Source organism: Nonomuraea jabiensis, assembly GCF_014204795.1.
Classification (GTDB): domain Bacteria; phylum Actinomycetota; class Actinomycetes; order Streptosporangiales; family Streptosporangiaceae; genus Nonomuraea; species Nonomuraea jabiensis.
Map to the genome: position 1 here is coordinate 11,664,801 of NZ_JACHMB010000001.1, position 14,752 is coordinate 11,679,552.

Annotated in this window: 11 protein-coding genes; 8 read left to right on the plus strand and 3 right to left on the minus strand. The window is 71.7% G+C overall.

Translation table 11 applies throughout. The features are described from left to right. The first annotated feature begins 14 nt into the window (after positions 1 to 14). From HD596_RS53285 to HD596_RS53295, 3 genes are all read left to right on the plus strand, one after another. Entirely contained in the window at positions 15 to 443 is a 429-nt protein-coding gene (locus HD596_RS53285; RefSeq protein ID WP_185077065.1) for a winged helix-turn-helix transcriptional regulator, read from the plus strand. A 25-nt stretch (positions 444 to 468) separates the two neighbouring features. Continuing rightward, positions 469 to 1,200, plus strand: coding sequence for a carbon-nitrogen hydrolase family protein (locus tag HD596_RS53290; protein WP_185077066.1), 732 nt, complete (start codon positions 469 to 471; stop codon positions 1,198 to 1,200). A gap of 98 nt (positions 1,201 to 1,298) precedes the next feature. Beyond that, complete coding sequence (locus HD596_RS53295; RefSeq protein ID WP_185077067.1) at positions 1,299 to 1,961, plus strand: sensor domain-containing protein; 663 nt, start codon at positions 1,299 to 1,301, stop codon at positions 1,959 to 1,961. Between the two features lie 6 nt (positions 1,962 to 1,967). Here HD596_RS53295 and HD596_RS53300 read toward each other — a convergent pair whose 3' ends face one another. Further along, positions 1,968 to 2,771 (minus strand): SDR family NAD(P)-dependent oxidoreductase, encoded by an 804-nt coding sequence (locus tag HD596_RS53300; RefSeq protein WP_185077068.1) that lies wholly within the window; start codon positions 2,769 to 2,771, stop codon positions 1,968 to 1,970. Between the two features lie 71 nt (positions 2,772 to 2,842). Here HD596_RS53300 and HD596_RS53305 point away from each other — a divergent pair, with 71 nt between their 5' ends. After that, positions 2,843 to 3,388, plus strand: coding sequence for a TetR/AcrR family transcriptional regulator (locus HD596_RS53305; RefSeq protein WP_185077069.1), 546 nt, complete (start codon positions 2,843 to 2,845; stop codon positions 3,386 to 3,388). Here the strand turns inward: HD596_RS53305 and HD596_RS53310 are convergent. Continuing rightward, on the minus strand, positions 3,373 to 7,080 hold the full coding sequence (locus HD596_RS53310) for a S8 family peptidase (RefSeq protein WP_246555466.1): 3,708 nt from the start codon (positions 7,078 to 7,080) through the stop codon (positions 3,373 to 3,375). The genes HD596_RS53305 and HD596_RS53310 overlap by 16 nt on opposite strands. Positions 7,081 to 7,330: 250 nt before the next feature. Here HD596_RS53310 and HD596_RS53315 point away from each other — a divergent pair, with 250 nt between their 5' ends. Then, on the plus strand, positions 7,331 to 10,318 hold the full coding sequence (locus HD596_RS53315) for an alpha-mannosidase (protein WP_185077071.1): 2,988 nt from the start codon (positions 7,331 to 7,333) through the stop codon (positions 10,316 to 10,318). Here the strand turns inward: HD596_RS53315 and HD596_RS53320 are convergent. Beyond that, on the minus strand, positions 10,315 to 11,487 hold the full coding sequence (locus tag HD596_RS53320; RefSeq protein ID WP_185077072.1) for an ROK family transcriptional regulator: 1,173 nt from the start codon (positions 11,485 to 11,487) through the stop codon (positions 10,315 to 10,317). The two genes, HD596_RS53315 and HD596_RS53320, sit on opposite strands and share 4 nt — an antisense overlap. 87 nt (positions 11,488 to 11,574) lie before the next feature. On the opposite strand from HD596_RS53320, the gene HD596_RS53325 reads away from it, so the two are divergent. The 3 genes from HD596_RS53325 to HD596_RS53335 are packed head-to-tail and all read left to right on the plus strand — an operon-like array spanning position 11,575 to position 14,662. Then, positions 11,575 to 12,933, plus strand: a complete 1,359-nt coding sequence (locus HD596_RS53325; protein ID WP_185077073.1) for an extracellular solute-binding protein — start codon at positions 11,575 to 11,577, stop codon at positions 12,931 to 12,933. After that, on the plus strand, positions 12,930 to 13,844 hold the full coding sequence (locus HD596_RS53330; RefSeq protein WP_185077074.1) for a carbohydrate ABC transporter permease: 915 nt from the start codon (positions 12,930 to 12,932) through the stop codon (positions 13,842 to 13,844). Before HD596_RS53325 ends, HD596_RS53330 begins: the two co-directional genes overlap by 4 nt. Beyond that, complete coding sequence (locus tag HD596_RS53335; RefSeq protein WP_185077075.1) at positions 13,841 to 14,662, plus strand: carbohydrate ABC transporter permease; 822 nt, start codon at positions 13,841 to 13,843, stop codon at positions 14,660 to 14,662. Before HD596_RS53330 ends, HD596_RS53335 begins: the two co-directional genes overlap by 4 nt. Positions 14,663 to 14,752 lie beyond the last annotated feature (90 nt).

A 14,752-nucleotide genomic window follows, 5' to 3' on the forward strand; every position in this document is an offset into this window, starting at 1 on the left:
TCTCGGAGGTGGGCATGCCAAGGGAATGCTCGATCGCCAACGCGCTGGCGGTGGTCGGCGAGCGGTGGAGCCTGCTGGCCATGCGGGAGGTCCTCCTGGGCGTGCGCCGCTTCGACCAGATCGCCCGCAACACCGGCGCCAGCCGCGACATCCTCACCGCCAGGCTGCGCAAGCTGGAGGAGGCCGGGCTGCTGGAGCGCGAGCTGTACGAGTCGCACCCGCCGCGCTACGAGTACGTGCTGACCGAGACGGGGCAGGCGCTGCACGCGGTGCTGCTGTCGCTCATGGACTGGGGCGACCGGCACGTCACGAAGGGCGAGCCGCCCACGGTGTGGCGGCACAGCTGCGGCAAGCCGCTGGAGCCGCTCATGGTGTGCGCGCACTGCCGCGAGCCCGTGCACCCAGAGGACATGTCCGTTATCCGCGTACACCAGCCGCAGTAGGCCCTTCACCCGGCACAGTGGAGGGGTGAAGATCCTCCTGGTTCAGCCCCCTCACTGGTCTCCCGACGGCCACGCCAACTTCGACGCGATCGAAGAGCTCGTCACCGCGCGTTCGGGAGACGTGCTGCTCCTGCCCGAGCTGGCGGGCGCCGGCCTGCCCCGCGCCGAGTACCTGGCCAGGGTGCGCGACCTGGCCAAGGGGACGGGCATGGCGGTCGTCGGCGGGTCGCACTACGACGGCCCGGTCAACCGGGGCGCCGTGTTCGACGCCGCGGGCGAGCTGCTGATGGAGTACGACAAGGTCCACCCTTACGACGTCGAACTGCGTTCGGGAGTGGTCCCCGGCCGCCCGAGCGCGGGCTTCGAGTTACACGGCCGCCGCCTGCACGTCCTGCTCTGCGCCGACCTGTGGTACTCGGCCAGCCTGGCCGGGCGCGACGGCCTGGACGCGGTGCTGGTGCCGGCCTTCTCGATCACCCGCTGGGAGGGGCCCGCCCCGGCGCGCGAGCTGTGGCAGCACATGACCGTGGCGCGGGCGTACGAGTTCATGACGTACGTGGCGGTCAGCGACTGGCACCACGAGACCACCTACCACGGGCATCCCTGCGCGGGGGTCGCCGGGTTCGCCAACCCCTGCCCGCGGACCCGCGCGGGCTTCTTCACCGGCACGGGCGACGACCCGGTCTCGGCCCACGACCTGGACTTCGACCGCCTGGACGCCTTCCGGCGCGACCGCGCGGACCGTGGCTTCCGCTAGGGGTTTCCGATAGGGGCTTCCGGTAGGGCTGTCCCTACCACGGAATGGGCCGCGCGCAGGTTCGATCCGGCCCGGCCGCCGCTCGTAGCGTCGTGTCCATGACTACCCTCCAGCGCAGACTCGCCATCGACACCCGCTACACGCTGCTCGGGCTCCCCCTCTCGCTGGCCTCCTTCGGCGTCACGGTCGTCGGGGTCTCGGCCGGTCTGGGCGGCGCCGTCGCCTTCGTCGGCCTGCCCGTGCTCGCCGCGACCGCCGCCGCCTCCAGGCACCTGGCCGACCTCGAACGCGTCGCGCTCCCCGGCGTGCTCGGCCACCCCGTCGCCCGCCCGCCGTACGCGTCGGTGCCCGAGGGCGCCGGCTGGTTCCGCCGCATGATGAACCCGCTGGCCGGCGGGCAGGCGGTGATGGATCTGCTGCACGGGATCATCGCGTTCCCGTTCGCGCTGGCCTCCTTCGTGCTCACCGCCACGTGGTGGCTCGGGGCCGTCGCCGGCCTCACCTTCCCCATCTACGGCTGGGCCCTGGCCAGGAGCCCGGTGGTCGGCTACGGGCTGCCGGAGTGGCTCGCGTTCTACGGCGACCCCACGGCGTTCGTGATCGTCAACACCGTGGCCGGTGCCCTGTTCGCCCTGACCCTGGTGCCGGTGGCCCGGATGGCCGCCCTGCTCAAGGCGGGCATCGCGCAGACCATGCTCACCCGGGCCGCCTACCCGGAGCCCGCCGTCGCCCAGGAGCGGGCCTGGACCGCCGGCCGGTGACCGGCCTCAGCCAGGTCCGGGTGAGGGCGTGAGGGCGTCGGCGACCTGGCGGGTGACGCGCCGGCCAATGAGGGCCAGGAGCTTGCGCGGGCGGCGGGGCATCAGGTGGGCCATGCCCAGGTTGCCGCGGCCGGGCACCACGTACCCGCGGTCGCGGTCGAACGCCCGCAGGGCCGTGGCGACGACCAGCTCGGGGGTGGCGAGCCTGGCGCCGATGGCCGCCTGCCTGCTGCCGATCCTGTCGAAGAACGGGGTCTCGACCGGCCCCGGCGCGACCGCCAGCACCTTCACGCCGGTGCCGCGCAGCTCGCTCCAGAGCGCGAGGCTGAAGTTGAGCACGAACGTCTTGGACGAGGCGTAGGTCGCGAAGTACGGGGCGACGTTGAAGCCGGCCGTGGAGCCCACGTTCACCACGCCGCCGGAGCCCCGGGCGAGCATGCCCGGCAGGAACGCGTGCGTCAGCCCCACCAGCGCGACGACGTTGACCATGAGCTCCTCGTGCTCGCGCTCGGGCGCGATGCGCGCGAAGTGCCCGGCCGTGCCGAAGCCGGCGTTGTTGACGAGCAGCTCGACGGCGATCCCGCGGGCGGCCACCTCGTCGGCGACCCGCGTGGCCGCGTCAGGGGCGGACAGGTCCTGGACCAGCACCTCGGCCCGCACCCCGTGGGCCTGGCGGAGCGTGGCGGCGAGGGTTTCGAGCGCGGGGCCGGACCTGGCGACCAGCACCAGGTCGTGCCCTCGTGCGGCCAGTTGGCGCGCGAACTCGGCGCCGATCCCGGAGGAGGCTCCGGTGACAAGTGCGTAAGTCATGAGTTGGAAAGTAGCAGGTTCTAATAGAACTGCGCCATTTAGTCGCAGTTTTTGCCTGTAGCGTCTCCTCCATGGGAAGACTGCGGGCCGACGCCGAGCGCAGCATGCGCGCGATCATGGCGGCGGCGGAAGACGTGCTCAGCGCCAATCCGGTGGCCACGATGGAGCAGGTCGCCGAGGCTGCGGGGGTGGCCAGGGCCACCGTCCACCGCAGGTTCGCCAGCCGGGAGGCGCTGATCGAAGCCATGGAGGTGGCCGCGTGGCGGGAGATCCAGGACGCCGTGCACGCCGCCCGCCCGCACACCGCGCCCGCCCAGGTGGCGCTCCATCAGGCCACGGCCAACATCCTGCAGATCAAGCCCGGCTGGCGGTTCACGCTGGCCCGGCCCGTGCCGCTCAGCATTGAGGCGCAGGGGTTGCAGGCCGAGGTGATGGAGCTGTGCGAGGCGGTGTTCGGGAAGCTGCTGGGCCCCGGCGCCGACATCGTCTGGGCCCGGCAGGTCTATCTCGCGCTGCTGGGGGAGGCCGCGCACGGCTCTCCCCCAGGCTCCGATCCCGACGCGCTGGCCACGAGGGTGATCGACACCCTCCTGCACGGCGTTCAGCGCACCGCGTAGGCGCGGATCACCTCCTGCGACAGGGTGTTGCCGTTGACGTCGGAGGCCTTCAGCCGCAGCGAGACGAAGCCGGACGGCGAGCGGCCGAGCGTCGTCTCGTAACTCCGCTCGCCCCTGTCCCGCAGGCGGGCCGGCTTCCAGGTGGCGCCGTCGTCGTAGGACACCTCCAGCGAGACGTCCTTGACCGCGCTCTGCCGCGCGCCCTCCTGGTGGTAGAGCGACAGGCCGAGCCGGTGCGAGCCGGCCTGGTTCTTCAGGTCCACGGGCGCGTCGAACGAGGCCAGCAGCAGCGGGACCACCGTCGTCTCCGTGGTGTGCTCCGAGCCGAACGTCCACACCGCCCTCGTGCGGGTGGACAGCTTCGCCCACTCGGCCTCGTTGGCGAGGTCGTACTCGATCCGGTACGTGGCCTGCTCGGGCGGCAGCACGCCCGACCCCGCGGGCAGGTAGTTCGTCTGCAGCAGCAGCCTGTCGCCCTGGTAGAGCCGGAAGTCGCTCTTCAGGCCGTGCTCGAACATGCTGGTGTACCCGTCGCCGTAGTTGCGGTCGGCGTCCACGAAGCCCTGCATCGAGATGCGCAGCCGGTCGCCGTCCCGGCGCAGCGGGTTGCGCGGGTTGATGCCGGGCATCAGCGGCTGCTTGAACAGCGTCCGGCTGACCCGCTCCCCCACCTCATAGGGGCGGAACTCCAGCGACGACATCAGGATGCGCGGCGTGTCCGGGTGCGGCCACATGTTGTTGTAGGCGCGCTCCGGGCTGCCCGCCGACGAGCTCCACTTCAGCTCGGGGTCGGGGGTGACGTAGTCGGTGCGCGTGCGCGGCGTCTTGGCCAGCGGCAGGTTCGTGGAGATGGAGGAGGTGTCCCACGGCTCGAAGACGAACCTGGCCTCGTTCATCGTCACGTCGTCGGCCAGCTGGCTGTGGTAGCCGGTCTCGATCCTGGCCAGCGACCTCGACCTGACCACGTACGTGAGCGAGTCGCGCACCCGGCCCTTCTCGCGCAGGTAGAGGTCGTAGACGTACGGGCTGGCGACGATGCCCTTGGCCAGGATCGGCACGGGCAGGCGGCGCAGCCGCGCGACCAGCTTCAGCCCCTCCTCGTGCGTCAGCCGCACGGTCGGCACGGCGAGCTTGACCCTGTTGCCGCCGGTGGTGACGTCGGCGCCCGGCTGGTCACTGTAGACGGCGACCATCTTCGCCCCGGCCGCCGCGGCGGCGTTGGACTGGGTGGAGACGGGCACGCCGTCCGTGCGGCGGATGACGGCGAGCTTGCCGCGCAGGTCGCGGGCCTTGATCTCCTCGGCGCTGCCCCGCCCCGCGTCCACGGCCATGAGCAGCCGGGTGCCGTCCAGGCGCGGGTACTCGGTGGAGAAGTCGCTGAACTGGACCGGGTCGACGTACTGCGGCTCGAGGTCCAGGCCCGGCGTGGACAGCTCGATCTCGGGGGCCGCCAGCCGCCAGCGGGTGGCGACGGTGAAGGTGCCCTTGGTGACCTTCCTGGTGGGCTGGACGAACAGCCGCTCCTCGATCTGCCCGCCGGGCGAGATCGTGGTGCCGCCGCGCAGCGCGGTGCCCTGCTCGCCGGCGCGGTACCACATGAGGGCCCCGGCGGCGCCGGTGTTCCGCTTGGTCCGGTGGTCGGGCGTCTCGATCTTCACCTCGACCGCCTTGCGGGCGTCCAGCACGACCTCGGTGTTCTCCGTGATCTTCATTTCCGGGTCGCCGAGCAGGCTCTCGTTGAGCGGCTTGCCGCCGGCGGTGCTGTCCTGCGTGGCGGGCATGGTGAAGATGTGGCCGAGCACGGAGTAGGTGCCGGGCTTGACCAGCAGGCAGGTGCCGGTGCCGTACTTCTGGTCGGTGCAGGGCTGGGCGGGGTCGCCGGGGAGCAGGCGGCCGACCAGGGTGCCCTCGTCCAGGTTGAGGACGGTGAAACCGCCGCGGCCGGGGCGGCCGTCGCGGGCGATGCCGCGTACGCGCAGCTCGACGCGCTTGTCGTCGACGCTCGCGGTCAGCAGCGTGCGGACCGGGGCGCCGCCCGCGACGGCGGCCGTCAGCTCCTGGCGCACCAGCCCGCTCTTGGCCGCCCTGGCGGTGACCGTCACCTCGGCCTTGCCGCCGGCGGGCACGGTGAGCTCGGGCGGCTCTACGGTGAACGCGTCGCCGGCCGACAGGTCCAGCTCGGCGGGCGCCGGGCCGAGGTTGTGGTATCCCACGGTGAGGCTCTTCCGCTCGCCGGTGGTGAGCTTGCCGAAGCTCGCCGAGCCCGTCGAGGCCACGACCGAGCCCTTGAGCGCGGCGGCCACGTCGATGCGGCCCGCGCCCTGCTCGTCCACGGTGAGGTCCTGGCCGGGCCTGGCGGTGGCCATGAGCAGCGACTTCAGCTCGTTGCCGGCGATCCCCGGGCGGGCCTGGCGCAGCAGCGCCGCCGCGCCCGCGACGTGCGGGGTCGCCATCGAGGTGCCGGACAGCGTGAGGCTGCCGCCGCCCGCCTTGGCGGCGGTGATGTCCACGCCGGGGGCGGTGACGTCGGGCTTGACCGACAGGTCGGCCGTGATCGGGCCCCTGCTGGAGAACGGCGCCAGCGCGTCCCGCTTGTCCACCGCGCCGACGGTCAGCGCCTCGGGGGCGTCGCCCGGGGTGCCCACGCACCCGTCGCAGCCGTCGTTGCCGGCGGCCACCACGAACAGCGTGCCGTACTGCTTGCTGAGCCGCGTCACCGCGGCGGTGAGCGGGCCGCCCGGCTCGCGGTCGCCCAGGCTCATGTTGACGACCTCGGCGTGCTTCTCGCCGGCCGCCCACTCCATGCCGTCGATGATCCACGACAGCTGGCCGTAGCCGTCGGCGTCGAGCACGCGGCCGTTGAGCAGCCGCGCGCCGGGCGCCACGCCCTTGCCGACGCCGCCCGCGCCCGTGCCCGCGATGGTGCTGGCGACGTGGGTGCCGTGCCCGTGGGGGTCGCCGGTGACGCTCTGGCCGGTGAAGTCGCGCTGGTCCGCGACCTTGCCCGCGAGGTCGGCGTGCGCGGCGTCGACGCCGGTGTCGAGGACGGCCACGGTCGTGCCGGTGCCGTCGTACCCGGCCGCCCACGCCTCGGGGGCGCCGATCTGCGGCACGCTCTGCTCCAGGTCCGGCTTCACCTTGCGGTCGAGCCAGATCTTCCGCACGCTCGCCAGCGGGCCCGCCGCCCTGAGGCCCGGGGTGGCCAGCCTGGCCAGCTCGGCCCCGAACGCCGCGGCGTCCCGGGTGGCCACCGACACGCCCGCGCCGCCGATGCTCTCCAGCGTGCGGGCCTGCTTGACGGCGGGGATGGCGGCCTTGCGCGGCACCGTGGCGTTGCCCTCGTAGGTGAGGATGAGCGGGATGTCGCCTCCCGCGTAGCCCTGCTCGGCCAGCTCGGTCACGTTGAACAGCGCGCTGTCGAGCCGGTCGGGGACCAGGGCGGCGACGTCGTCGGGGACGACCGTCATGCCGGTGTCCGTCTCCAGCACCTGGAACGTCGGCACGGAACCGTCCGCCCGCGGCGCGGGGGTGACCGTGACCGCGCGGTGCTCGCCGTCCACGGCTCGCACCCGCACCTGGTCACCGGTGATCAGCGTGATCTCGCCGGGTGGGGCGCTCGTGAACGCCATCGGCGTGCCGGCCGCTTCGGTGCCGGCGTGCGCGCCGGGTGCCGAGAATAACGATGCGACCATGACCATGGAGACGGCCGCAACCCGCCCTCGCCCCATGGACGACCTCCAGAGAATCGGTAAGCACGAATACCGAATTACTAGTCATCCGGATGGGCGTTGTCTATGAGGCTGGTGTGGCCAGATCCCGACTTGTCAGGAATCCGCCACCTGGCTGGAGTGCGCCACCCGCCCGCCTTCATTGCCGGGCGCGATCACGTTGTTTAACGTTCTAAAGGCCGATCTGTCGCCTTTCCGTGGGGAGCCGCCTGACATGCATGATGACCGCAACCTGGTCGAGGCCCGCCTGCAGCGGGTGCTGGACGAGCGCATCCGCCCGGCCGTGTACCCCGAGTCCGTCCCGCTGGAGGTGGCGGTCTGGCACGCCCCGGGCGAGCCCGTACCGGTCGCGGAGGGGCTGGCGGCGACGCCCGAGCCCATCGCGCCCGGCGCCGCGTGGGGCGCTCCGTGGGGCACGAGCTGGTTCACGGTCACCGGCACGGTGCCCGCCGCGTGGGCGGGCAGGACCGTGGAGGCCATCCTGGACCTGGGCTTCAACGAGAACATGCCGGGCTTCCAGTGCGAGGGCCTGGTCTACCGCCCCGACGGCTCCCCGGTGAAGGGCCTCAACCCCCGCAACCAGTGGGTACGCATCGGCTCCCCCGTCGAGGGCGGCGAGCGGGTACGCCTGCACGTCGAGGCCGCCTCCAACCCCGTCATCCTCGGCAACCCGCCCTTCCAGCCGACGCACCTGGGCGACAAGGAGACCGCCGGCGGCGACCCGCTCTACCGGCTGGCCCGCATGGACCTGGCCGTCTTCGACGAGAGCGTGTGGCAGCTCGTGATGGACCTGGAGGTGCTGGGCGAGCTGATGCTGGAGCTGCCCGCCGACGGCACCCGCCGCTGGGAGCTGCTGCGGGCCCTGGAGCGGGCGCTGGACGCCGTCGATCTCCAGGACGTCAACGGCACGGCGGCCGCCGCCCGGGCCGAGCTGACCGGCGTGCTGTCGTCCCCGGCGGTGCCCTCGGCGCACCGGATCAGCGCCGTCGGCCACGCGCACATCGACTCGGCCTGGCTGTGGCCGCTGCGCGAGACCGTGCGCAAGGTGGCCCGCACCGCCTCGAACATGACCGCCCTGCTGGAGGACGAGCCGGACTTCGTGTTCGCGATGTCGCAGGCGCAGCAGTGGGCGTGGATCAAGGAGCACCGCCCCGAGGTGTGGGCGAAGGTGACCAAGGCGGTGGCCGCGGGCCGGTTCGTCCCGGCGGGCGGCATGTGGGTGGAGTCCGACACGAACATGCCCGGCTCCGAGGCGATGGCCCGGCAGTTCGTCCACGGCAAGCGGTTCTTCATCGACGAGTTCGGCATCGACAACGAGGAGGTGTGGCTGCCGGACACGTTCGGGTTCGCGGCGGGGCTGCCGCAGATCATCAAGGCGGCCGGGTCGAAGCGACTGCTCACGCAGAAGATCTCGTGGAGCCGGACGAACACGTTCCCGCACCACACGTTCCTGTGGGAGGGCATCGACGGGACGCGGATCTTCACGCACTTCCCGCCGGTGGACACCTACAACTGCTCGATGAGCGGCCACCAGCTGGCGCACGCGGCCCGCAACTTCAAGGACAAGGGCGTCGCGCGGCACTCGCTCGCGCCCACGGGCTGGGGCGACGGGGGCGGCGGCACGACGCGCGAGATGGTCGCCAAGGCGGCCAGGCTGCGCGACCTGGAGGGCTCGCCCGCCGTCACGTGGGAGCCGCCCGCCGACTTCTTCGCCAAGGCCGAGGCCGAATATCCCAACCCGCCGGTCTGGGTGGGCGAGCTCTACCTGGAGCTGCACCGCGCCACGCTCACCAGCCAGGCCAAGACCAAGCAGGGCAACCGGCGCAGCGAGTCCCTGCTGCGGGAGGCCGAGCTGTGGGCGGCCACCGCGGCCGTGCGCGCCGGGGCCCCGTACCCGTACGAGCGGCTCGACCGGATCTGGAAGACGGTGCTGCTGCACCAGTTCCACGACATCCTGCCGGGCTCGTCGATCGCGTGGGTGCACCGGGAGGCGCGCAGGACGTACGAGGCGGTGGCCGCGGAGCTGACCGAGATCATCGACACCGCGCAGCGCGCCCTGGCCGGCGACGGCGACCGCAGGGTGGTCTTCAACGGCGCCCCGCACACCCGCCACGGCGTGCCCGCGGGCGGCGCCCGGGCCGTCTCCGGCGCGCGGTGGACGGAGACGCGCGAGCGCGACGGCGGCGGTTTCGTCCTGCAGAACGACCTGCTCAGGGTGGAGATCGACCCCCGCGGCCTGGTCGTGTCCGCCTACGATCTGACGGCGGGCCGCGAGAGCGTCCCGCCCGGCCAGGCGGCGAACCTCCTCCAGCTCCACCCCGACTTCCCCAACATGTGGGACGCCTGGGACGTGGACGAGTTCTACCGCAACACGGTCACCGACCTCGTGGACGCCGACGAGGTGAGCCTCGACGGCGACGGGGTGCGCGTCCGGCGCTCGTTCGGGTCCTCCACGGTGACGCAGGTGCTCACGCTGGCCGGCGGCCGGCTCGACATCCTCACCGAGGTCGACTGGCACGAGACGGAGAAGTTCCTCAAGCTGGCGTTCCCGCTGGACGTGCGCGCCGACCGGTACGCCTCCGAGAGCCAGTACGGCCACACCTACCGCGCCACGCACACCAACACGAGCTGGGAGGCGGCCAAGTTCGAGGCGTGCAACCACCGCTTCGTGCACGTGGAGGAGCCGGGCTGGGGCGTCGCGCTGGTCAACGACTCGACGTACGGCCACGACGTCACCCGGGCCGTCCGGCCGGACTCGGGCACGACCACCACCGTGCGCGTCTCGCTGCTGCGGGCCCCGCGCTTCCCCGACCCGGAGACCGACCAGGGCGTGCACCGCTTCCGGCACGCGCTCGTGCCGGGCGCGACGATCGGCGACGCGGTGCGCGAGGGCCATTTCATCAACCTGCCCGAGCGCCTGGTGACCGGCGCGGCGGCGGAGGTGGAGCCGCTGGTCACGGTGGACGACGACGCCGTCGTGGTGACCGCCGTCAAGCTGGCCGACGACGGGAGCGGCGACGTGATCGTACGCTTCCACGAGTCGCGGGGCGGCCGCGCCCGCGCCACGCTGACGCCGGGCTTCCCCGTCGCCGAGGTCGTCGCGACCGACCTGCTGGAGCGCCCCACGGGCGCGCCGGGGCAGGGGCTGTCGGTGTCGCTGCGCCCGTTCGAGCTGGTCACGCTCCGGCTGAAGCGGGCCTAGTCGCTGAGGAGGGTGCCCAGGCGGGGCGCGTACGTGGCGTGGAAGACCAGTGAGGCCGCGCCGATCGCGGCGGCGTCGGCCGCGATCGGCGAGGTCTCCACGCGGACGGCGTGCAGCCGCCTGGCCAGCGGCCTGGTCGACACGGCCCGCGCGATGGCCGCGCGGTAGAGCTCCCCCACCTCCCCGAGCGCGGGCCCGCCGAGCACCAGCAGGTCGATGTCCAGCATGTTCACGACGCTCACGGCGGCGTCGGCCAGCCGCGCCGCCACGCGTTCGATCACCTGCCGCGCCCGGGGCTCCCCCTCGGCGGCGGCCGCGCAGACCGCCTTGTGGGAGGCGCGCCCGCCCATGGCGGCCTCGATGGCGCTCGGGCAGCAGACCGCCTCCACGCAGCCCCGGTTGCCGCAGTAGCACTCGGGCCCGTCGGGCTCGACCGTCATGTGCCCGAACTCGGCCGCGTTCAGCGACCGCCCCCGATACACCTGGTTATCCAGAAATATCCCGCCACCGATGCCTGTGCCCAGGTACAGGTAGGCGAAGCTCGGCGTGGTCCGCGCGATCCCGGCCCACCGCTCCCCGATCGCCGCGGCGGTGGCGTCGTTGTCCACGGTCACCGGGAACCGCGTGTGCTCGTGCAGCAGCGCCTTGATCGGCACCCGGTCCCATTCGGGCAGCCTGGGCGGCGAGACCATCACCCCGTCCCCGTCCAGCGGCCCCGGGCAGGCCAGCCCCACCCCGAGCACCTTGCCGTCCGCCACCCCCGCCTCCCGCAGGATCCGCCGCGCGGCCCTGGCCATCTGCCGGATCACCGCCTCGGGCTCCAGGCCGGGCCGTACGGGCAGGCGCAGCCGCTCGACCGGCCGCCCGGCCAGATCGGCCAGCACGCACGAGATCTCCCCCGGGTCGAAGTGCACCCCGATCGCGTAGCCGGCGGCCGGGTCCACGCGCAGGATCGTGCGCGGCTTGCCCCCGCTCGACGGCACGGACCCGTCCTCGACGACGAGCCCCTCCTCCAGCAGCCTGCGCACGATCACGGACACGGTCTGCGCCGTCAGCCGGGTGCGGTCGGCGATCTGCACCCGGCTGATGCCGTCGGACGCCTGGATCGCCTCCAGGACCACGGCCCGGTTGTAGCTCCCCACCTTGGGCAGGTTCGTGCCCAGTCGCATGTGAGCCATGTCACCACAGAGTGTTGACTTAGTAAATCAAAAAGATTTACGTTCTCCGCAAACCCAAGGAAACACGGGGAGCGCGTGATGAAACGTACGCTGGCCGGTTCTCTTCTCCTCCTCCTGACAGCCGTCGCCGGATGCGGCGGCGGCACCCCGCAGAACGCCTCAGGCGCCAAGGAACTCGAGGTCCTCTACAAGGTCGAGACGACGTGGCCGTACCTGGAGAAGATGCTGGGCGCCGCCAAGAAGCAGTACGAGTCCACCCACCCGGGCGTCACGATCAAGCTCACGGCCGTCCAGGGCAACAACGAGGCGTACTACACGAAGCTGGCGCTGCTCAACCGCTCCCCCGACTCGGCCCCGGACCTCTACTACCACGACACGTTCCAGGTCAACGCGGATGTCGCGGCCGGCAAGCTGGCCCCGCTCGACGACTACCTGGCCAAGTGGCCCGACTGGAGCGCCCAGTTCCCCGACTCGGTCAAGCAGGCCGCCAAGGGCGGCGACGGCAAGATCTACGGCGTGCCGATCAGCACGGACACGCGCGGCCTCTGGTACCACAAGGACGTCTTCGCCAAGGCCGGCCTGCCGGTCCCGTGGGAGCCGAAGACCTGGAACGACGTGCTGACGGCGGCCCGCACGATCAAGCAGAAGCTGCCCGGCGTCGTCCCGTTCAGCATGTACGCCACCAAGATCCACGGCGAGGCGTCGACCATGCAGGGCTTCGAGATGCTCCTGTACGGCACGCCGGGCGGCACCCTCTACGACGACGCCCAGAAGAAGTGGGTGGCCGGCGGCAAGAACTTCACCGACGCCCTGACCTTCGTCAACACCATCTTCCGGGAGGAACTGGGCCCGAAGCAGGCCGACGCCCACAACGCCAAGCTCGGCGACAAGGTGACCATGGAGTGGTTCCCCGCCGCCAAGCTCGGCATCTCCCTCGACGGGGCCTGGGCGAGCTCGGCCTGGCGGCCCACCGGCACCAAGCCGTGGCCCGAGTGGACGCAGAAGATCGGGTGGACGCCCATGCCGACGCAGAACGGCGAGGCGCCAGGCGCGGTCAGCATGTCGGGCGGCTGGGTCATGGCGATGAGCGCGTACACCAAGCACAAGCAGGAGGCGTTCGACTTCATCACGACGGCCACGAACAAGGAGAACTCGATGGCGTACTCGGTCGGCACGGGTGACCTGGCCGCCCGCAAGGACGTGGCCGCCGACCCGAAGTACAGCGCCGACAACCCGAGCGTCAAGTTCTGGACCGACCTGGCCTCCGTCACCCACTACCGGCCCGCGTACGAGGTGTACCCGAAGGTGTCCACCCAGGTCCAGGAGGCCATGGAGGCGGTCGTGACCGGCTCGCGGACCCCCGAGGAGGCCACCGCGGACTACGCCAAGGCCCTCCCGGCCGCGGTCGGCGGGCCCGACAAGGTCATGTCGCGATGACGATCGTCACCGCCCCGCCCCCGCCCGTGACGAGCCGCCCGGTACACGGCTCGTCACGGCGGGGCGCCATGCGCTGGCTCCTGCCGCTGGGCCCCGCTCTGGTCCTGCTCGCGCTCTTCCTGGCGGGGCCGATCCTGTGGAGCGTCTACATAGCCTTCACCAACGAGACGCTGACGGGCGCGGCCTCGGTTCACTCGCGGTTCGTCGGCCTGGCCAACTTCGTCAAGCTCTTCGGCGACCCGAACTTCCTGAACTCGTTCCTCCTGACGTTCGTCTTCGTCATCGGCTCGGCGGTCATCGGCCAGAACACCCTCGGCCTGATCATCGCCCTCCTCCAGCGCGGCCGCGGCCGGGTGACCCGCAGCGTCGTCAACGGCGTGGTGATCGCCGCCTGGGTGGTGCCGGAGGTCGTGGCCGCGGCCTGCTGGTTCTCGTTCCTGGCCGAGGAGGGCACGCTCAACAGGGTGCTGGGGATCTCCCAGGAGTGGCTCTACACGGCTCCCATGCTGGCGGTGATCCTGGCGAACATCTGGCGCGGCACGGCCTTCTCCATGCTCGTCTACTCGGCCGCGCTCTCGGAGGTGCCCGCCGACCTGGTGGAGGCCGCCGCCGTGGACGGCGCGGGACCCGGCCGCCGGCTCCTGCACATCACGCTGCCGCTGATCCGCCGCTCCATCATGGCCAACCTCATGCTGATCACGCTGCAGACCCTGGCCAGCTTCGGCCTCATCTACGCCCTGACGGGCGGCGGCCCGGGCACGGCCAGCCAGACGACGCCGCTGTACATGTACGAGCAGGCGTTCCGCTATTTCGAGATCGGCTACGGCTCGGCGATCGCGCTGGTCATGCTGGTGATGGGCGCGCTGTTCTCGCTGGTCTACCTGCGCCTGATCAAGGTGGAGGACGCATGACGAGGCTCGCCGCCCGCGCCGCCGCCCTGCTCTCCCTGGCGCTGATCACCCTGGCCTTCCTGGGCCCGTTCCTCTGGGTCCTGCTCGCCTCCGTCCAGCCCGAGGCGAGCCTGGCCGCCAAGCCGACGCCCTCCTTCTCCCTGGACAACTTCAAGGCCGTCCTGACCTGGGACACGATCATCCTGCCGCTGATCAACTCGATCGTCATCTCCGGCTCCACGGCGGTGCTGACGGTGCTGGTGGCGGGGCTGGCCGCCTACCCGCTGTCGCGCTACCAGCTCCGCTACCGCCGCCACTTCATGCTGAGCCTGCTGTTCACCACGGGCCTGCCGGTGACGGCGATCCTCGTGCCGGTCTACGCGATGTTCTTCCGCTTCAACCTGTACGGCTCCGTGCCGGCCATGGTGCTGTTCCTGACGGCGAGCTCGCTGCCGTTCTCGATCTGGATGATGAAGAACTTCATGGACGGCGTGCCGGTGAACCTGGAGGAGGCCGCCTGGGTGGACGGGGCCGGCTGGCTGCGCTCGCTGACGGCGGTGGTGGGCCCGCTGATGGCCCCCGGCATAGCCGTGGTGGCCATCTTCGTCTTCGTCGGCCAGTGGGGGAACTTCTTCGCCCCCTTCGTCCTGCTGGACACGCCGGAGAAGCAGCCGGCGGCGGTCACCATCTACACGTTCTTCTCCCAGTACGGGCAGGTGGCCTACGGCCAGCTGGCCGCCTTCTCGATCCTCTACACGGCGCCGGCGGTGGTCCTCTACGTGGCCGTCAACAAATATCTGGCCAGTTCCTTCAGCTTCGCCGGCTCGGTGAAGGGCTGACGGCGGCGGGCCGCGAGGCTTCACCAAGGCATCGCGTGGGGAAGGTCGACGCTTGACCTGCCCCACGTTAGCCTTACCTCTGTTCGCATG